Source organism: Paracoccus nototheniae, from assembly GCF_004335005.1.
In the GTDB taxonomy this organism is placed as follows: Bacteria; Pseudomonadota; Alphaproteobacteria; order Rhodobacterales; family Rhodobacteraceae; genus Paracoccus; species Paracoccus nototheniae.
This window is the reverse complement of the sequence record NZ_RQRT01000002.1, coordinates 29,968-47,886: the sequence shown is the minus strand read 5'-3', so window position 1 is coordinate 47,886 and position 17,919 is coordinate 29,968. Positions and strand designations below refer to the sequence as shown.

The 17,919-nt window shown below is 67.3% G+C and carries 16 protein-coding genes; 7 read left to right on the top strand and 9 right to left on the bottom strand.

The features are described from left to right. Window positions 1-2 precede the first annotated feature (2 nt). From fabG to EG885_RS01200, 4 genes are read left to right on the top strand one after another with little or no spacing between them, the layout of a single operon-like run. Window positions 3-800 carry a 3-oxoacyl-ACP reductase FabG gene (gene fabG / locus EG885_RS01215; protein WP_131572648.1) on the top strand — a complete coding sequence of 266 codons (798 nt, stop codon included), beginning with the start codon at window positions 3-5 and terminating at the stop codon, window positions 798-800. A gap of 7 nt (window positions 801-807) precedes the next feature. After that, window positions 808-1,617, top strand: coding sequence for a shikimate dehydrogenase family protein (locus tag EG885_RS01210; protein ID WP_131572647.1), 810 nt, complete (start codon window positions 808-810; stop codon window positions 1,615-1,617). Between the two features lie 3 nt (window positions 1,618-1,620). Further along, the gene (locus EG885_RS01205) at window positions 1,621-3,237 is read left to right on the top strand and encodes a GMC family oxidoreductase (RefSeq protein ID WP_131572646.1); all 1,617 of its coding nucleotides are present in this window, start codon (window positions 1,621-1,623) and stop codon (window positions 3,235-3,237) included. A 1-nt stretch (window position 3,238) separates the two neighbouring features. Continuing rightward, a complete protein-coding gene (locus EG885_RS01200) occupies window positions 3,239-4,696 on the top strand; it encodes an NAD-dependent succinate-semialdehyde dehydrogenase (RefSeq protein WP_242679453.1) in 1,458 nt (485 codons plus the stop codon). Between the two features lie 79 nt (window positions 4,697-4,775). Here EG885_RS01200 and EG885_RS01195 read toward each other — a convergent pair whose 3' ends face one another. Genes EG885_RS01195 through EG885_RS01175 form a run of 5 tightly spaced genes read right to left on the bottom strand, consistent with a single transcriptional unit; the run spans window position 4,776 to window position 9,635 of the window. Further along, window positions 4,776-6,026: a glycerate kinase type-2 family protein gene (locus EG885_RS01195; RefSeq protein ID WP_131572645.1), complete on the bottom strand. Its 1,251-nt coding sequence runs from the start codon at window positions 6,024-6,026 to the stop codon at window positions 4,776-4,778. Window positions 6,027-6,029: 3 nt separating this feature from the next. Beyond that, window positions 6,030-6,797, bottom strand: a complete 768-nt coding sequence (locus tag EG885_RS01190) for an SDR family oxidoreductase (RefSeq protein WP_131572644.1) — start codon at window positions 6,795-6,797, stop codon at window positions 6,030-6,032. A 31-nt stretch (window positions 6,798-6,828) separates the two neighbouring features. Then, on the bottom strand, window positions 6,829-8,097 hold the full coding sequence (locus tag EG885_RS01185; RefSeq protein WP_131572643.1) for a TRAP transporter large permease: 1,269 nt from the start codon (window positions 8,095-8,097) through the stop codon (window positions 6,829-6,831). Between the two features lie 3 nt (window positions 8,098-8,100). Then, window positions 8,101-8,592, bottom strand: coding sequence for a TRAP transporter small permease (locus EG885_RS01180; protein ID WP_131572642.1), 492 nt, complete (start codon window positions 8,590-8,592; stop codon window positions 8,101-8,103). 59 nt (window positions 8,593-8,651) lie between these two features. Then, window positions 8,652-9,635 carry a DctP family TRAP transporter solute-binding subunit gene (locus EG885_RS01175; RefSeq protein WP_131572641.1) on the bottom strand — a complete coding sequence of 328 codons (984 nt, stop codon included), beginning with the start codon at window positions 9,633-9,635 and terminating at the stop codon, window positions 8,652-8,654. Window positions 9,636-9,826: 191 nt separating this feature from the next. On the opposite strand from EG885_RS01175, the gene EG885_RS01170 reads away from it, so the two are divergent. The 3 genes from EG885_RS01170 to kce are packed head-to-tail and all read left to right on the top strand — an operon-like array spanning window position 9,827 to window position 12,483. Beyond that, a complete protein-coding gene (locus EG885_RS01170; protein ID WP_131572640.1) occupies window positions 9,827-10,579 on the top strand; it encodes a GntR family transcriptional regulator in 753 nt (250 codons plus the stop codon). A gap of 43 nt (window positions 10,580-10,622) precedes the next feature. Then, entirely contained in the window at window positions 10,623-11,549 is a 927-nt protein-coding gene (locus EG885_RS01165) for a 3-hydroxyacyl-CoA dehydrogenase NAD-binding domain-containing protein (protein ID WP_131572639.1), read from the top strand. Window position 11,550: 1 nt separating this feature from the next. Then, a complete protein-coding gene (kce, locus tag EG885_RS01160) occupies window positions 11,551-12,483 on the top strand; it encodes a 3,5-dioxohexanoate:acetyl-CoA acetone transferase (RefSeq protein WP_131572638.1) in 933 nt (310 codons plus the stop codon). A 58-nt stretch (window positions 12,484-12,541) separates the two neighbouring features. Here the strand turns inward: kce and EG885_RS01155 are convergent, their stop codons facing one another. The 4 genes from EG885_RS01155 to EG885_RS01140 are packed head-to-tail and all read right to left on the bottom strand — an operon-like array spanning window position 12,542 to window position 17,918. Further along, window positions 12,542-13,948, bottom strand: coding sequence for an amidase (locus EG885_RS01155; RefSeq protein WP_131572637.1), 1,407 nt, complete (start codon window positions 13,946-13,948; stop codon window positions 12,542-12,544). 16 nt (window positions 13,949-13,964) lie between these two features. Next, entirely contained in the window at window positions 13,965-15,095 is a 1,131-nt protein-coding gene (locus EG885_RS01150) for a M20/M25/M40 family metallo-hydrolase (protein ID WP_131572636.1), read from the bottom strand. Continuing rightward, window positions 15,092-16,261, bottom strand: coding sequence for a M20 aminoacylase family protein (locus tag EG885_RS01145; protein WP_131572635.1), 1,170 nt, complete (start codon window positions 16,259-16,261; stop codon window positions 15,092-15,094). Before EG885_RS01145 ends, EG885_RS01150 begins: the two co-directional genes overlap by 4 nt. Then, window positions 16,245-17,918 carry an ABC transporter ATP-binding protein gene (locus tag EG885_RS01140; RefSeq protein WP_131572634.1) on the bottom strand — a complete coding sequence of 558 codons (1,674 nt, stop codon included), beginning with the start codon at window positions 17,916-17,918 and terminating at the stop codon, window positions 16,245-16,247. The genes EG885_RS01145 and EG885_RS01140 overlap by 17 nt, the downstream gene beginning before the upstream one ends. Window position 17,919: the final 1 nt, after the last annotated feature.

Below are 17,919 nucleotides of genomic sequence, written 5' to 3'. Positions count from 1 at the left end.
CCATGGAGATGACCGAAATCACCCCCGACGCTATCCGCCTGCGCCCGTCCCATGCGGGGCGCGCCGTGCTGGTCACCGGGGCCGCGCGCGGCATCGGGCGGGCGATCGCCGAAGCCTTTGTCGAACGCCACGCCACCGTCGCGATCTGCGACATCGATCCGGCAGCGGTGGCCCAAGCCTGCGCCGAGCTGAACGCCACCGGGCCGGGGCGCGCCGTGCCCCTGCCCTGCGACGTGACCGATTACGATGCGCTGGAGGCCGCCCTGCGCGCCACCGGCCTTGATTTCGACACGATCGTGAACAATGCCGGCATCTCGCCCAAAACCGACGGGGTCGCGCTGAAGGTCTGGCAGATGCCGCCCGACGAATGGCGCCGGGTGGTCGATGTGAACCTGACCGGCAGCTTCAACGCCATCCGCGCCTTGTCGCCCGCGATGGTGCAGGCGCGGCGGGGCTGGATCGTCAACACCTCGTCCGTGGCGGGCAAGACCTATTCGCCGGTCGTGGCCTGCCATTACGCCGCAACCAAATCGGCGGTGATCGGCTTCACCAAGCATCTGGCCGCCGAACTGGGCCCCTATTCCATCCGCGTGAACGCGATGGCGCCGGGCCGGATCGAGACGCCGATGGTCGCGGGCGTCGCAGCATCGGTCAACGCCGAACAGGTCCGCCTGACCCCCATGGGCCGCCTTGGCGCCCCGGCCGAGGTCGCGGATGTCGCGCTGTGGCTGACCTCGACCGAATCCAGCTTTGTCACCGGCCAGACCATCGATGTGGCTGGCGGCCTGTACATGACCTGAGGCACAGATGATCACCGGCCATACCCGCATCTACGGCATCGTCGCCGACCCCATCCATCACGTCAAAACCCCCGAGGAGATGAACGCCCATTTCGCCGCCCTCGGCCATGACGGGGTGCTGATCCCTTTCCACGTCCGCCCGCCCGAACTGGCACCCTTTATGGACGCCATGCGGGCCGTGCAGAACTTTGCCGGGCTGATCGCGACCGTGCCGCACAAGACCGCCATGCTGGCGATCTGTGACGAGGTCGTGGGCGACGCCGCGCGCATCGGGGCGGTGAATGCCGTGCGCCGCGATCCCGATGGCCGCCTGATCGGCGCCATGCTGGACGGGCGCGGCTTTGTCAGCGGCCTGCAGGCCGAAGGCGTCAGCCTGACCGGCATGGATGCCTGCCTGCTGGGCGCGGGGGGGGCGGGTGCCGCCATCGCCTTTGCCCTGGCCGAGGCGGGCGTGGCGCGGCTGACCATCAACAACCGTTCGCTGGACAAGGCCCGCGATCTGGCCCGGCGCGTCACGGACACCTATCCCGGCACCCGGGTTGATGCGGGTCTGCCCGACACCCCGCGCCATGATCTGATCGTGAACGCGACATCGCTTGGGCTGCGGGCGGGCGACGGACTGCCGCTAGACGATCACGCCTTCCGCCCGGGCCAGATCGTCGCCGAGGCGATCATGGAGCCCGAGCTGACCCCGCTTCTGGCGCTGGCGCAGGCGCGTGGCGTGCGCATCCATTTCGGTCGCCCCATGCTGCGCCATCAGATCCGCCTGATGGCCCTGCATATGGGCGCCCCCCCCTCCCCCGCAGAAAGCGCTTGATCCATGGCACAGGATATCCCCGATAACGCGCAATATGACGTGGTGATCGTCGGCGGCGGCACGGCAGGCTGCATTCTGGCCGAGGCACTGACCCGGTCGGGCCGCCAGCGCGTGCTGCTGTGCGAGGCGGGCGGCGAGGCCCGGTCGCCCTGGGTGCGCATTCCGGCGGGGTTTTACAAGCTGCTGGTCAACAAGCGCTATAACTGGGGCTTCTGGAGCGCCGAGGAAGAGGCCACGAATTACCGCCGTATCGCCATTCCGCGCGGCAAGGGTCTGGGCGGATCGACCCTGATCAACGGCATGATCTATGTGCGCGGCCAGCCGCAGGATTACGACCTGTGGCAGGATCGCGGCGCCCGGGGCTGGGACTGGGCGGGCGTCCTGCCGTATTTCAAGGCGATCGAGCGGTGGGATCTGCCCGATCCCGACAATCTGCGCGGTCATGACGGCCCCTTGCCCATCGCCGAGGTGATCGAGAAAAGCCCCATCGGCACCGCCTTCATTGAGGCGGCAAAGGCGCAGGGCCAACGTTTCAATCCCGACTACAATGGCCGCACCCAAGAGGGCGTCGGCTGGTATCAGGTCAACCAACGGGGCGGCGAACGCTTTTCCGCCGACCGCGCATGGCTGCGACCGGCGCGGGGCCGGGCGAACCTGACCGTGCTGACCGATGCCCGTGTGACCCGCATCCTGCTGGAGGGCAAGCGCGCGACCGGCATCACCCTGACCCGCAAGGGCGGCGACCGCACGGTTCTGGCAAACCGCATCATCATAGCGGCGGGCGCCGTGCAGACGCCGCATCTGCTGGAACTGTCGGGCATCGGCGATCCGGCGCGGCTGGCGGCTGCCGGGATCGCGCCGCTGCATGACCTGCCCGGCGTGGGCGAGAATTATCTGGACCATTTCTGCACCCGGCTGAACTGGCGCGTCTCGCAAAAGGTGACGCTGAACGAGCTGACGCGCGGCCCCCGCCTGCTGGCCGAGGTGCTGAAATATGCCGTGTCGCGCAAGGGGGTGCTGACCTATGGCACCGGTCTGAACCATGCGTTCCTGCGCACGCGCCCCGATCTGGATCGCCCCGATGTGCAGTTCTTTTTCATGCATGCCAGCTATGCCAATGCCGCCGAACGCAAGCTGCATTCCTTTCCGGGCATGACCCTGGGGGTGACGCAGCTGCGCCCGCAATCGCGCGGATCGATCCATGCGGTGACGCCTCATCTGGCCGACCAGCCCCGCATCGTGCCGAATTTTCTGGCCGAAGAGATCGACCGCCAGACCATGGTCGACGGGATGAAGCTGGCCCGCGACATCATCGCCCAAGCGCCAATGGATGCGTTCCGGGTCGAGGAACTGAACCCCGGCCCCGGTTGCACCGGCGATGCCGACTGGCTGTCCTTTGCCCGCGCCAATGGCCAAACCATCTATCACGCGGCGGGCACCTGCCGGATGGGCACCGATCCGATGGCGGTCGTGGACCCGTCGCTGAAGGTGCACGGGCTGGACGGGCTGTTCGTGATCGACGCCTCGGTCATGCCGGAAATGGTGTCGGGCAACACTCAGGCCGCCGTGATGATGCTGGCCGCCAAGGGCGCTGACATGATGCTGAACAATGACCGCTGACATGCAATCCCTGCAGGAGACACCGATGTATCCCGACCTGACCCTGATCGTGGGCGGCGATGAGCGCCGCGACGGCTCTGCCGGCACCCTGATCCTGTCCGACCCCTCGGACGGATCGCAATTGACCATCGCGCCCCGCGCGGGCCGCCCCGAGGCCGAAGAGGCCGTGATCGCCGCCGAGGCTGGCAGCGCCGAATGGGCCGCCCTGTCGGCCTTCGAGCGCGCCAGGATCATGCGCCGCGCCGCCGACATCATGCGCGAGCGCGCCGACGAGGCGGCCCGGATCATGTCGCAGGAACAGGGCAAGCCCCTGACCGAGGCGCGGGGCGAATGGATGGGATCGGCCGATTTGCTGGACTGGTTCGCCGAGGAAGGCCGCCGCGTCTATGGCCGCGTCGTCCCCTCACGCGCGCCCGACATCCAGATCCAGGTGCTGCGCCATCCGATCGGTCCCGTCGCGGCCTTCACGCCGTGGAATTTCCCGGCATGGAACACGATGCAAAAGGTCGCGCCCGCGCTTGGCGCGGGTTGCGCGGTGGTGGTCAAGCCCGCCTCCGACACGCCGGGCACCGCATGGCTGATCGGCAAATGCCTGCTGCAGGCGGGGCTGCCGCCAAAGGCGATCTCGGTCCTGTGGGGGGCGGCCTCGGATCTGTCGGATGCGCTGATCGCGGCGCCGCAGATCCGCAAGGTCTCGTTGACCGGATCGGCGCGGGTGGGGCGGATCGTGGCGGCCAGCGCGGGCAAGCATCTGAAGAAGGTGACGATGGAGCTGGGCGGCCACGGCCCGGTCATCGTCGCGGCGGATGCCGATCTGGATCAGTTGATCCCGCTGGCGGTGCAGTGGAAATTCCGCAATTGCGGTCAGGTCTGCGTGTCGCCCACCCGTTTCATCGTGCATGACAGCATCCATGACGAGTTCGTCCGCCGCTTTGCCCAAGGCGCTGCCGCCCTGACGGTGGGCCGCGGTGTGGACGAGGGCGTTCAGATGGGGCCGCTGACCTCGGCGGGTCAGCTGGGCACCGTGTCGGACATGGTCGAGGATGCGGTGGTCAAGGGCGCCCGGATCGAGACAGGCGGCCATCGCATCGGTCAGACGGGCAATTTCTATGCCCCCACCATCCTGTCGGGCATGGCCGACACGATGCTGGCCATGAACGAGGAACCCTTTGGCCCGCTGGCGCTGGTCATCCGCGTCCCCGATCTGGACGCAGCGATTGCCGAGGCGAACCGCCTGCCCGTGGGTCTGGGCGCCTATCTGTTCACCGGACGGCTGGCGACCCTGCATCAGGTGCAAAGCCGCGTGCAGACCGGCATGCTGGGCGTGAACCATTTCGCGCTGGCCCTGCCGGAAACGCCTTTTGGCGGCGTGCGCGATTCCGGCTTCGGATCGGAAGGTGGGTCCGAGGGCATCGAGGCCTATCTGACCAGCATGACTGTCACCGCGCGGATGATCTGACCCGGACACGGACAAGGGCCGGAGCGCGTGCCCCGGCCCTTGTCCGATGGTGCGGACGTGGCAGGCTGTTGCTGGCCCGTCAGCGCAGCAGGATCGCGCGAAAATCGTTCACATTGGTGCCGGTCGGACCGGGGCTGAACAGATCGCCAAGCGCGTCGAACCCGGTCCAGCTGTCATGGCCGCGCAGCATCGCGCGCGGGTCCAGCCCCCTCTGGCGCAGCCGCGCGCAGGTGGTGCCATCGGCAAAGGCCCCGGCATTCGCCTCGGTCCCGTCGATGCCGTCGGTATCGGCGGCCAGCGCGTCAAAGCGCGCCCCTTCGGCGGCCAAGGCCAGCGACAGCAGAAACTCGCAATTGCGCCCGCCCCGGCCGCCATCGCCAGACAGGGTCACGGTGGTCTCTCCTCCCGACAGGATCAGGATGGGCCGCGCAAAGGGACGGTCGCGCAACGCGACCTCGCGCAGGATGGCGGCATGGACGCGGCCCACATCCGCCGCCTCGCCCTCGATGCTGTCGGACAGGATCGCCACCGGCATCGCCGCCGCCCGCGCCGCCGCCTCCAGCGAGATGCGGGCCGAGGCGATGACGCGGTGCACATGCCCGTCGAAACCCGGATCGTCGGGGCGCGGCGCCAGCCCCTGATCGCCCGCCAGCCATCCCGCCACCCGGTCAGGCAGCGCGATGCGGTAATCGCGCACCAACCGACGTGCCTCGTCCCGGCCGGCCGGATCGGGGATGGTCGGGCCGGATGCGACCTGCGCGGGATCGTCGCCCGGCACGTCGGACACGACCAGCGTGACCACCCGCGCCGGGGCCGCCGCCAGTGCCAGCCGCCCGCCCTTGATGCCCGACACCTGCTTGCGGATCGCGTTCATCACCCCGATGGGCGCCCCCGATGCCAGCAGCGCACGGTTCAGCGCCGCCTCGTCCGCCAGGTCCAGATCGCCGGGCGGCAGCGGCAGCAGCGACGATCCGCCACCGCAGATCAGCGCCACGACCAGATCGTCGGGCCCCAGCCCGGACACCGCATCCATCAGCGCTGCCGATGCGGCCAACCCCGCCGCGTCGGGAACCGGATGTGCGGCCTCGATCACCTTGATCGTCCTTGTCGGACAGGCATAGCCATAGCGGGTGACGACCACGCCCTGACAGGGGGCGGGCCACAGTTCCTCGAAGGCGCGGGCCAGCTGGGCGGCGCCCTTGCCGGCGCCGACGACCACCGTGCGCCCCTTGGGCGGATCGGGCAGCTGCCCTTTCAGCACCGCGCGCGGATCGGCGGCGGTCACGGCGGCGTCGAACAGTCCGGTCAGAAAGGCGCGTGCATCAGTCATTCGTTATCCCAGCATTCCCGTATCCCCGCAGACCGAGATCGCCTGACCCGAGATGGTGCGCCCGCGCGGGCTGGCCAGAAACAGGATCTGATCGGCAATCTGCTGCGGCGTCACATAATCACGGATCGAGGTGTATGAAAACGCCTCGGTCTCGGCCTGTTCAAAGGCGATGCCGCGCGACGCAGCCCGCGCCTCCAGCACCCGGCGCTGGCGGTCGCCCGCGACCAGTCCCGGCAGAACCGCATTGACGCGGATGCGGTCGGGGCCCAGTTCCGCCGCCATGGATTTGGTCAGCCCGATCACCCCCCATTTCGCCGCCGCATAGGGGCTGCGCAGCCGGAACCCCAGCCTGCCCGCCAGTGACGAGATGTTCACGATCGACGGATTGGCGCTGGCACGCAGATGCGGCACGGCGCGGCCCGTGGTGATGAACTGGCTGGTCAGACAGACCGACAGGCAGCGTTCGATCTCCGTTACGTCCAGATCCTCGATCCGGCCGGTGGGACCGGCGATGCCGGCATTGTTGACCAGACAGTCGATACCGCCCATCCGATCCGCCGCCTGATCGATGAAGGCCGCCAGCGCCGCGTGATCGGACACGTCCACCCGCTGCGCCTTGACGGTCTTGGGCAGGCTGTCCAGCGCCGCCTGATCGATGTCGCAGGTGGTTACCTGCGCGCCTTCGGCCAGAAAGGCGTCGACGATGGCGCGCCCGATGCCGCCCGCCCCGGCGGTGACGATGACGCGGGCGCCCTGAAGCTGAAGATCCATGAGGGGGGGTATCCTTTCGATTGCGGGCGCGTCAGGCGCCGGTCAGGGCCAGCGACAGCCAGGGGATAAAGCTGATGATCATCAGCGCGATCAGCATCAGCACGACAAAGGGCAGCACCGCCCGCGACAACTGCGCGATCGACAGCCGCGATATCTGCGCCGCGATGAACAGGTTCAGACCGACCGGCGGCGTGAACATGCCCATGGCCAGATTGACGACCATGATGATCCCGAAATGCACCGGATGGATGCCGAAATTCAGCGCGATCGGCAACAGGATCGGGGTAAAGATCAGGATCGCCGCCGCCGCCTCCAGGAACATGCCGACGAACAGCAGCAGGATATTGACCAGAATGATGAACACCCACGGGCTGTCGATGGCGCCGATCACGAATTCGGAAATCGCGGCGGGCACCTGCAGCGACAGGATGATGCGCCCGTACAGCCCCGCCGCCGCGATGATGCTGAGCACCACCGCCGAGGTGATGGCGCTGTCGCGCAAAATCACCGGCAGCTCTCGCAAGGGCAGTTCGCGATAGATGACGACGCCGACCAGCAGCGAATAGACCACGGCGACGACCGCCGCCTCGGTCGGGGTGACGATGCCGCCATAGATGCCGCCCAGGATCAGCGTGGGCATCAGCAGCGCCAGGATCGCCTTGCGCCCGGCGCGGACCATGTCGCCCAAGGTCGAGGGCGCGTCCCGGGTCGAGGGGTGGCGCATCGCATGAAGATACGCAAAGATCAGCAGCGCACCGACCACGACAAAGCCCGGCAGGAACCCCGCCGCGAACATGTCGCCCACCGACTGATTGGCCGAGATGGCATAGAGGATCAACGGAATGCTGGGCGGAATGATGACGCCAAGCGCGCCCGAGGCCGCCTGATTGGCCGCCGCATAGGACGCGTTATAGCCTTGCGCGACCATCGCCGGGATCAGGATCGCGCCCACCGCCGCCGTCGTCGCCGCCCCCGACCCCGAGATCGCCGCGAAAAAGGCCGAGGTGATGATCGCCACCATCGCCAGCCCGCCATTCATGCTGCCGACCAGCGTGCGCGAAAAGACCACCAGCCGTTTCGAGATGCCGCCCGATTGCATCAGGTTGCCCGCCAGAATGAAGAACGGGATCGCCAGCAGCGGAAACGAGTTGATCGAGCGGATCATTTCCTGCGGGACGATCAGCATGGGCATGATCTCGCCCTGCCAGATGGTCGCGATGGCGGCCAGCCCCAGGGCAAAGGCCACCGGGACGCCCGCCAGCAGCAGGACCAGCAGCAATCCGAAAAGCAATGCGGTCATGATCTAGCCCTCCTGCGGGCGAAAGCAGTCGGCGATGACGGCGGCGGAGTTGATGAGGATCATCAGCGCCCCCGCAGGCATCGCGCCGTAAAGCCAGCCCATCGACACACGCGTGCTGGGGGCGGTCTGGGACATGACGCGTTCGGTGATCGCCAGCCCGTACCGGAACAAAACTAGCGCAAAGACCGCCGTGGCCAGCGCCACCGTGACGCGCAGCGCGATCGCCATGCGCGGCCCGGCAAGGCCAGACAGCAGATCGACCGCGATCAGCGACCCCTGCCGATAGGCATAGGCCGCGCCCAGCATGGTCAGCCAGACCGTGGAAAACCGCGCCACCTCTTCGGAAAAGGTCAGGGAATCGCCCATCACATAGCGGGCAAAGACCTGCCAGCTGATCAGCACCGTCATGACCGCCATCAAAGCGGCCATCAGCCAGCCGATCATCCAGTTGATCCCGTCAACCCCGCGCACCAGCGCCGTCAGAAGACCCTGCATTCCTTACCTCCCCCGGGAAAGATGATCGGCCGGACGCGCTGTCCGGCCGATGGTGCGCCTCAGGGCGCGGTGGCCAGCGCGGCGTCGACCAGTTCGGCCCCGACCGTGTCTTTCCACTGTGCGATCACCGGCTGCACGCGTTCCTTGAAAGGCGCCAGATCGGGACGGGTCACGGTCATGCCAAGCGTCTCCAGCTCGGCCACCAGATCCTGTTCCATCTGCTGCGAGGCCTCGCGCTGCACCGGGGTGGCGATGGCTGCCGCCTCCAGCACGATGGTCTGATCGGCCTCGGACAGCGAATTGAACAGATCCGCCCCCATCATCAGCGGGGCGGGCGAATAGACGTGCTGGGTCAGGTTCAGGTATTCCTGCACCTCATAGAATTTCACGTCATAGATGGTCGGCACCGGGTTTTCCTGGCTGTCCATCACACCTTGCTGCAATGCGGTGAACACCTCGGTCCAGGCCATGGGCGATGCATTGGCCCCAAGCGCCGTCCAGGTATCCACCTGCACGCGGCTTTCCTGCGTGCGGTGACGGATGCCCGCCAGATCCTCGGGCGTGTTCAGGGCGCGGACATTGTTGGTGTTGTGGCGAAAGCCGTTTTCCATCCAGCCGAGGATCTTGACGTTCGTTTCGGCCTCCAGCTTGTCGGCCAGTGCGGTGCCGTGTTCGCTGTCAAGGAAGGCATAGGCCGCATCCGCCGTGGTGAAGATATAGGGCAGATCGAACAGCATGAAGTCGTTCACGAACCCGCCCATCGGACCGGTCGAGGTGATGCCCATGTCGATCAGGCCAAAGCTCATTCCCTCGACCACCTCGCGTTCGGCGCCCAGGGCGTTGTCATATTGGGGGCGGATGGTCAGGCGGCCTTCGGACAGCCGCTCCAGCTCTTCGCCGAATTTCAGCACGCCGACGGCCTGATGCGATTCGGGGCCAAGTGGCAGGCTGACCTCGAATTCGCGGGTCTCTTGTGCCAGTGCCGCGCCGCCCCAGACCGACGCCATCAGCGCAGCCGTCGTCGCAAATGTGAATTTCCGCATTGTCGAACCCTCCCTTGGATGCTTTGGCGGACCGGCCTCCCCCGATCCGTCCGGCCATAAACTGTGACCTCGGTTTAGGTAGCGGACAACAGACCGCGGCGTCAACAGTTTCATGCCATCAATAAATGCTGGACATATATCCAATGCCCCGGCATGTTTCCAAAAAGCGCGTGTAAAGTGAGATCACGGAAATGACCGATCAGACACAGCCGATGGCACAGGACGGTTGGTCGCGCCTTGGGCCGCTGGCCCTGCAGGAAGGGGCGACGACGCAGGCGCAGATCTATGCCACCCTGCGCGAGGCGCTGATCAGCGGCTATTTTCGCCCGGGCGAGGAAATCAGCCTGCGCCGCGCCGCCGCCGTCATGGGCACCAGCGTCACCCCCGTGCGCGAGGCGCTGCGCCAGCTGGAAAGCGATGGCGGGCTTGAGGTGTTCGGCGGCAACCGCGTGCTGCGTGTGCCGATCCTGACCCCGGCGGAACTGATCGATATCCGCGACATCCGGCTGAATCTGGAAGGTTTTGCCGCCCTGCAGGCGATGGAGCGCATCCGCCCCGCCCAGTTGCGCCTGATCGACAATGCCTGCCAGCTGATGCAGCGCGCCGCCGATGCCAGCGATGCGGACATGTATCTGGAAAACAACTGGCGGTTCCATTCGCTGATCTATCAGGCCGCCGACCGTCCGGTGCTGATGGCGATGATCGCGGGGATGTGGCTGCGGGTCGGACCGCTGATCCGCATCGCCGTCACCGCGCCGCTGCATTTCGACCGCTCGATGGCCAGCCATGACGACGCGATGGCGGCTCTGCGCCGGGGCGATGCCGTGGCGCTGCAGGCGGCGATCATCCGCGACATCAGCGATGCCGCCGCCGACCTGACCGGCACGCTGAGCCAGCGCGAGGCAGGCGAGGAGACCGCCCTGCGGCGCAAGCGGTCCGCCTGACCCGGTCGGGCGCACACAGAAGTTTCGAGGAGGAGAGACAGACATGACACGAACCATCGCCGTCATCGGCAGCGGCTTGATCGGACGGGCCTGGACCGTCGTCTTTGCCCGCGCCGGATGCAGCGTCCGCCTGTGGGATGCGGTCCCCGAGGTGCGCGCAGGCGTCATGGCCCAGCTGGCCGAGACCTGCCGGATCAGCGGTGACGACCCTGCGGCGCTGGACCATGTGACGGTCTGCGACACGCTGGAACAGGCGCTGGACGGCGTCGAATGGGTGCAGGAAAACGGCCCCGAACGGCTGGAGGTCAAGCGCGACCTTTACGCTCGCATGGATGCCATCGCCGCGCCGGGCACGATCCTTGCGACCTCCAGCTCGGCGCTGGTCGCCTCCAGTTTCTCGGGCGATCTGGCCGGGCGGGCGCGTATTCTGGTGGCCCATCCGGTCAACCCGCCCCATGTCGTGCCGGTGGTGGAACTTTGCCCCTCGCCCGATACCGATCCGGACGTGATGGACCGCGCCGAGGCGCTGATGCGCGATGTGGCGCAGGTGCCGGTGCGCATGACGCGAGAGATCGACGGCTTTGTGCTGAACCGCCTGCAGGCCGTGGTCCTGGCCGAGGCCCTGTCGATGATCGAAGAGGGCATCGTAACCCCGCAGGGTCTGGATGACACGATCTGCCACGGGCTTGGGCGGCGCTGGACGCTGATGGGGCCGATGGCCACGATCAACCTGAACGCGCCGGGCGGCGTGATCGATTATCTGCAGCGCTATGGCCCGACCATGGCGCGGCTGGCCGACGATGCCGCGCGCGGCGAGGCCTTCACGCCCGAGGCCGCCCACATCGTGGCCGCCGCCATGCCCGACCCGTTACAGGTGCCCGCGCTCAGCCAGCAGCGTGACCGGCGGCTGGCGGCGCTGTCGCGGCATCTGACCCAAGACAATCAAAACACCCCAACGAAGGATCTCTGATATGGCCAGCACCCGCAAAGTCGTCATCACCTGCGCGGTGACCGGGGCCATCCACACGCCCTCGATGTCGCCGCATCTGCCGGTCACCGCAAGCCAGATCGCCGAGGCCGCGATCGGCGCGGCCGAAGCTGGCGCGGCGATTGTCCACCTACATGCCCGCGATCCGCAGGATGGCCGCCCCGACCAGACGCCCGAGGCGTTCCTGCCTTTTCTGCAGGTCATCAAGCAACGTTCGGATTGCGTGGTCAACATCACCACCGGAGGCGCCCCCACGATGAGCATCGCCGAACGTGTCCGCCCCGCCGCGACGTGGAAGCCGGAACTGGCCTCGCTGAACATGGGGTCGATGAATTTCGGCTTGTTCCCGATGCTGAAACGGTTCGAGGGTCAGCTGCAGCATGACTGGGAACGCAGCTATCTGTCCGACAAGGGCATCCTGTTCCGCAACACCTTCGAGGATATCGAACATATCCTGACGACGCTTGGCGCGAATGGCACGCGGTTCGAATTCGAATGCTATGACACCGCGCATCTGTACAACCTCAAGCATTTCGTCGATGCCGGGCTGGTCAAGGGGCCGCTGTTCATCCAGACCGTGTTCGGCCTGATGGGCGGCATCGGCGCGCATCCCGACGATGTCAGCCATATGAAGCGCACCGCCGACCGCCTGTTCGGTGACAGCTATCGCTGGTCGGTGCTGGGCGCGGGGCGCAATCAGCTGCCCATCGCGGCGATTTCGGCGGCGATGGGCGGGCATGTCCGCGTCGGGCTGGAGGATTCGATCTGGGCCGGTCCCGGCAAGCTGGCCGAAACCAACGCCCAGCAGGTCCGCGCCGTGCGCCAGATCATCGAGGGTCTGGGGCTGGAGGTCGCCACCCCCGACGAGGCCCGCGAGATGCTGGCCCTGAAAGGCGCCGACACCGTGGCGTTCTGACAGCGGCGCAATCTGACCGCAGAAACGCCCCCCGCCGATCCCGGCGGGGGGCGTTGTGTTACGACGCCGCGAAAGGCCAGGGGCGCGGGGTCGGGCGGATCCCCTCCCACGCGCGGGCGGCGCGCAGCACGCCCAGATCGTCAAAGCGGCGCCCGCTGATCTGCAACCCGATCGGCACACCCGCCGCGTCATGGCCGCAGGGCACCGAGATGGCGGGCTGTTCGCTGATGTTATAGGGCGCGGTAAAGCCGATATGCGCCATCGCGCGGGCCACGTCATTCTGGGCAGGATAGGCCCAGTCCGCCGGAAAGCTGACATTGGGCGAGACGGGCGACAGGACCAGATCGAATGCGACCGTCGCGGCCACCGTCAGACGGCGGATCTCGACCGTGGCGGCATAGCTGCGATAGACATCCTCGCCCGAACGCCCCAGGCCCGTCTCGGCCCATTCGCGGATCACCGGCAGGATCGCCTGACGCTGTGCGGGGTCCAGCGCCTGCACGTCAAGGCCTGCGCGCGTGCGCCAGAAATCATCCAGCGCCTGCAGCAGGTCGGGCGACATCCAGGGCGCCAGCGGCTCGATCACCGCGCCTGCATCCTGAAACAGCCGCGCGGCGGCGGTGACGGCGTCCGTCACCTGCGGGTCCACGGCCATGCCGCAACCGGCATCCATCAGCAAACCGATGCGCAGCCCGCTCAGGTCGCGGTCCAGATCCAGCCAGTCGATATCGGCGGGCGGCAGGGCGCGGTAATCGCGGCTGTCGGGCTGGGCCAGCACCGCCATCGCCATCGCCGCATCGCGGACCGTGCGGGTCATCGGCCCCGCCGCCCGACCCATGAAGGGCGGATCGATCGGCACGCGGCCAAGGCTGGGCTTCAGCCCGACCAGCCCGCACCATGCCGCAGGCAGCCGGATCGAGCCACCGATATCCGTGCCCAGATGGATCGGACCATAGCCCGCCGCCCCCGCCACCCCTGCCCCGGCGCTGGAGCCGCCGGGGTTCATCGCGGTGTTCCACGGGTTGCGGGCCAGCCGGTGAAAGCTGGACAGGCCCGATGACAGCATTCCGAAATCGGGCATGGTGGTGCGACCCAGAAAGACCGCCCCCGCCTCGCGCAGCCGGGCGGCGGGGGGCGCATCGGTGGGGCGCGGGGTCATGTCGCTGACAGTCGTGCCAAGCGGCATCGCCACGCCCGCGGTGGCGATGTTTTCCTTGATCGTGACCGGCACCCCGTCCAGCGAGACGCCGTTCACCACGATCTGCGCGCCGCGCCGCCAGCGATCCTCGGCAGCCGAGGCGGCGGTCAGGGCGATGTCGGGATCGACGGTCCACAAGCTGTTCAGCTGCCCCTCGCACAGCTCGATCTGGGCCAGCACGTCGCGCGTCACCTCGACCGGGGACAGCGCGCCGCTGGCAAAGCCGTCGGTCATCTCGGCGGCGGTCAATTCGTTCAGTCTGCTCATCGGTCGGGGTGTCCTGTCAGGTGATCTGGGTCAGCAGGCCCGCCGCCAGACGGGCGCGTTCGGGCAGGCTGGCGATCTGGATATGTTCGTTCAGCGTATGCAGACCCTTGCCCCGCACGCCGATGGAATCCAGCGTCGGTACGCCCATCGCGCCGGTGAAGTTCCCGTCCGATCCGCCGCCCGCGCTGCCCGCGCTCAGATCGAACCCGATCTGCGCCGACAGCCCGCGCGCCAGATCATACAGCGCCATCGTGCCGGGCTGGGGTTCCCAGACCGGGCGGGTCACGCCGCGCGTCACGGTGAACGCCACCCCATCCTGTTCGCCTTGCAGGGCCAGCATGGCAGCGACGCCCCGGTCCAGATCCTCTTGCGTCTTGGCCATCGACAAGACCTCGGCCCGGCAGGACGAGGGCACGCAATTCACCCATTGCCCGGCATGGATGACCCCCACCGAAAAGGTGCAATCGTCCGAGGTCATCGCCTCGATCTGCAGGATGCGCCGGGCCATGGCAGAGATGGCGGACCGCCCGTCCTTCAGCGCCCAACCGGCATGGCTGGGCCGCCCTTCGGTCAAGAGATCGAACCGCGCAATGGCATAGCGCCCGATCACCGCGCCGCCATCGGGGGATGCGGGTTCGGGCAGCAGCACGGCGCGCTGACCGCGCGCGGCATTTTCGATCAGCTGGCGGGTGGCGGGGGTGCCGACCTCTTCATCGGGGGTGAACAGGAACGTCACCGGCAAAGGCGTGGTCAGGCCCGCGCGCCCGATCTGGCGCATGGCTTCCAGAAAGACGTAATTGCCGCCCTTCATGTCCATGATGCCGGGGCCATAGGCCAGCCCGGCCTCGACCCGGAAGGGCAACTTATCCAGCGTGCCGACGGGATGGACCGTGTCCATATGCCCCGACACCAGAATGCCCGGCTGGCCCTGATCAGGATGCGGAAAGGTCGCCCGGATCGAGCTGCCGAACCCCTTGGTGCCCGGCACCGTTTCGACCACAGCCCCGATCGCCGTCAGATCGCGCGCGGCCAGATCCATCATCCGGCTGACGGCGCCCGCATCCCATGTCGGGCTTTCGCATTCGATCCACGGGCGCAGGCCCGCCAGCATCTGATCGGCGTCAAAGGGCAGATCCAGCGCGCTCATGCGGCCACCGGCAGGCGACGTTCTATCAGCCTTGCATAGATCGAGGCGCCGATGGGCAGGATCCCCTCGTCCAGCACGAAGCCCGGATTGTGCAGCGGCACGGTGCCTGCATGACCGACATTGCCATAGGCGCCGGGGATCATCTGCAGCATGTCGGCGAAATCCTCGGACCCGGTGACGGGTTGCTGGGTATCGCTGACCTTGTCCGCGCCAAGGATGTCGGCGGCGGCCCCTGTCCAGGCATCCGACAGGTCGGCATCATTGATCAGCACGTCGAAGATCTCGCGGAACGCGACATCGACGATCATGTCATAGCCCTGCGCCGCACCCTCGCAGATCGCCCGCATCCGGGCCTGCATCAGATCGCGGATCTCGGGTTTGAAGAACCGGATGGTGCCGGCCAGCGTGGCGGTTTCTGGCAGGACGTTATAGGCGCTGCCGGCGTGGATCTGGGTCACCGACAGCACCGCCTGATCCAGAGGCGCCAGATTGCGGGCCAGAATGGTCTGGAACTGACCCACCAGGCCGGAGGCCACGACCAGCGCGTCGCGCGATTGCTGGGGCATGGCGGCATGGCTGCCCTTGCCCGTCACGGTGATATCGAAAAAGGATGCCCCCGCCATCGCCGGACCCTTGCAGAGGCTGGCGCGGCACAGTTCCCCGGTGGGCTGGTTGTGCATGCCATAGACCTCATCCACCGGAAAGCGCTGGAACAGCCCGTCGCCGATCATCGCGCGGGCGCCGCCCAGGCCTTCTTCGGCGGGTTGAAAGATGAACACCGCCGTGCCGTCGAACCGACGGCTGGCGGCCAGATATTGCGCAGCCCCCAGCAGCATCGTCGTATGCCCGTCATGGCCGCAGGCGTGCATGGTCCCGGGCGCGGTCGAGGCATGGGGCAGCCCGGTCGCCTCATGGATCGGCAGCGCGTCCATATCGGCGCGCAGGCCGATGCGGCGGTTGCCCTGCCCCTTGCCGCGCAGGATGCCGACGACACCGGTCTTGCCCACGCCTTCGTGCACCTCATCCACGCCCCATTCGCGCAGTTTCGCGGCGACGATGGCGCTGGTGCGGACCTCTTCCATGCCGATTTCGGGATGGGCGTGCAGGTCGCGAAAGATGGAGGTCAGCTGGGGGGTGTTGGCGTCGATCTCAGGCAGGTTCGGCATGGGTCATGTCTCGCATTTCACGGAAATTCTGGAAATCCCATGACCGGCCGGGGGCGGCGTCGATCAGGGCGCGGGTATAGGCATGGGCGGGGGCTGCCAGCACTTCGGCTGCGGGTCCGTGTTCGACGACCGCGCCGCGCTGCATGACGATCACCTCGTCGCAGATCTGGGCGGCGACGCGCAGGTCATGGGTGATAAAGACGATGGCGATGCCCAGATCACGCTGCAACTGGTCCAGCAGATCCAGCACCTGCGCCTGCACCGACACATCCAGCGCCGACACGGCCTCGTCCGCGACCAGCACGTCGGGACGCATCATCACCGCCCGCGCAATCGCGATCCGCTGGCGCTGCCCGCCCGAGAACTGATGCGGATAGCGGGCCAAGGCATCGGTGGGCAGGCCCACGACCTCGATCAGTCGCGCGGCCTCGGCCAAGGCGTCCTTGCGCGAGGTGCCATAGTTCAGCGGCCCCTCGATCAGGCTTTCGGCGATGGTCCAGCGCGGGTTCAGCGACCGCATCGGATCCTGAAACACCACCTGCAGCTTCTGGCGATGCGGGCGAAGGGCGCCGCGCGACAGGCCCGCGATGTCGGTATCATCCAGCAGGATGCGCCCCGAACTGGGGTCGATCAGCCGCATGATGCAGCGCGCGACGGTGGATTTCCCGGACCCGGATTCGCCCACGATCCCAAGCGTCTGGCCCCGCGACAGGGTAAAGCTGACATCTTTCGCGGCATGGGCGGTGGCGGTTTTGATCAGCAGACCGCCGCCGCCATAGATCTTGTTCAGCCGTTCGACCCGCAGGACCGCATCGCCGCTGCCCGCCCGCGCCGCGCGGGGCGACAGGCTGGGCACGGCGGCCAGCAGCTTGCGGGTGTAATCGGCCTGAGGATTGCGCAAAAGCGGCTCGACCGCGCCGGATTCCACGATCTCGCCCTGTTTCATGACATAGACGGTGTCGGCGATTTCCGCGACCACACCCATGTCATGGGTGATGAACAGGACCGCCGTGCCATGTTTCTGCTGCAATTCGTCGATCAGCAGCAGGATCTGTTTCTGCGTCGTCACGTCCAGCGCGGTGGTGGGCTCGTCGGCGATCAGCAGCACCGGTTCCAGCACCAGCGCCATGGCGATCATGATCCGCTGACGCTGCCCGCCCGACAGTTGATGCGGGTATGACGCGAAGATGCGCGGCACATCGGGCAGATGCACCTGTTCCATGATCGCCAGCGCACGGGCCCGCCGTTCCGCGGCGGGCAGGTCGGTGTGCAACTCCATCACTTCCATGATCTGATCGCCGACGCGCAGGACCGGGTTCAGCGCGGTCATCGGTTCCTGAAAGATCATCGCCACGCGGGCCGCGCGCAATTCACGCATCTGTGCCTGAGACAGCGGCAGCAGATCGCGGCCCTGCAGGTGGATGGTGCCCGAGGACACCTTCAGCGCCTGCGGCAACAGCCCCATGATGGCCAGCGAGGTGACCGATTTGCCGGAGCCGGATTCGCCCACAAGGCAGACGGTTTCCGACGCGCGGATGGTCACGTCGATGGATGTCAGCACCTGCGGATTACCCGGCGTGTCGGGCAGGCTGACGGTCAGATCGCGGGCCTGCAGCACCACGGGCGCATCGTCGAAATTGCGTGTCTTGAACAGCATG

Bases quoted from the DNA above. Each gene is read 5' to 3' on its own strand.
- EG885_RS01145 (WP_131572635.1), bottom strand. From the start codon at position 16,261: ATGCCGAACCTGCCTGAGATCGACGCCAACACCCCCCAGCTGACCTCC.
- EG885_RS01200 (WP_242679453.1), top strand. From the start codon at position 3,239: ATGCAATCCCTGCAGGAGACACCGATGTATCCCGACCTGACCCTGATC.
- EG885_RS01170 (WP_131572640.1), top strand. From the start codon at position 9,827: ATGACCGATCAGACACAGCCGATGGCACAGGACGGTTGGTCGCGCCTT.
- EG885_RS01180 (WP_131572642.1), bottom strand. From the start codon at position 8,592: ATGCAGGGTCTTCTGACGGCGCTGGTGCGCGGGGTTGACGGGATCAAC.
- EG885_RS01185 (WP_131572643.1), bottom strand. From the start codon at position 8,097: ATGACCGCATTGCTTTTCGGATTGCTGCTGGTCCTGCTGCTGGCGGGC.
- EG885_RS01175 (WP_131572641.1), bottom strand. From the start codon at position 9,635: ATGCGGAAATTCACATTTGCGACGACGGCTGCGCTGATGGCGTCGGTC.
- EG885_RS01140 (WP_131572634.1), bottom strand. From the start codon at position 17,918: ATGCTGTTCAAGACACGCAATTTCGACGATGCGCCCGTGGTGCTGCAG.
- EG885_RS01195 (WP_131572645.1), bottom strand. From the start codon at position 6,026: ATGACTGATGCACGCGCCTTTCTGACCGGACTGTTCGACGCCGCCGTG.
- fabG (WP_131572648.1), top strand. From the start codon at position 3: ATGGAGATGACCGAAATCACCCCCGACGCTATCCGCCTGCGCCCGTCC.
- EG885_RS01210 (WP_131572647.1), top strand. From the start codon at position 808: ATGATCACCGGCCATACCCGCATCTACGGCATCGTCGCCGACCCCATC.
- EG885_RS01205 (WP_131572646.1), top strand. From the start codon at position 1,621: ATGGCACAGGATATCCCCGATAACGCGCAATATGACGTGGTGATCGTC.
- kce (WP_131572638.1), top strand. From the start codon at position 11,551: ATGGCCAGCACCCGCAAAGTCGTCATCACCTGCGCGGTGACCGGGGCC.
- EG885_RS01165 (WP_131572639.1), top strand. From the start codon at position 10,623: ATGACACGAACCATCGCCGTCATCGGCAGCGGCTTGATCGGACGGGCC.
- EG885_RS01155 (WP_131572637.1), bottom strand. From the start codon at position 13,948: ATGAGCAGACTGAACGAATTGACCGCCGCCGAGATGACCGACGGCTTT.
- EG885_RS01150 (WP_131572636.1), bottom strand. From the start codon at position 15,095: ATGAGCGCGCTGGATCTGCCCTTTGACGCCGATCAGATGCTGGCGGGC.
- EG885_RS01190 (WP_131572644.1), bottom strand. From the start codon at position 6,797: ATGGATCTTCAGCTTCAGGGCGCCCGCGTCATCGTCACCGCCGGGGCG.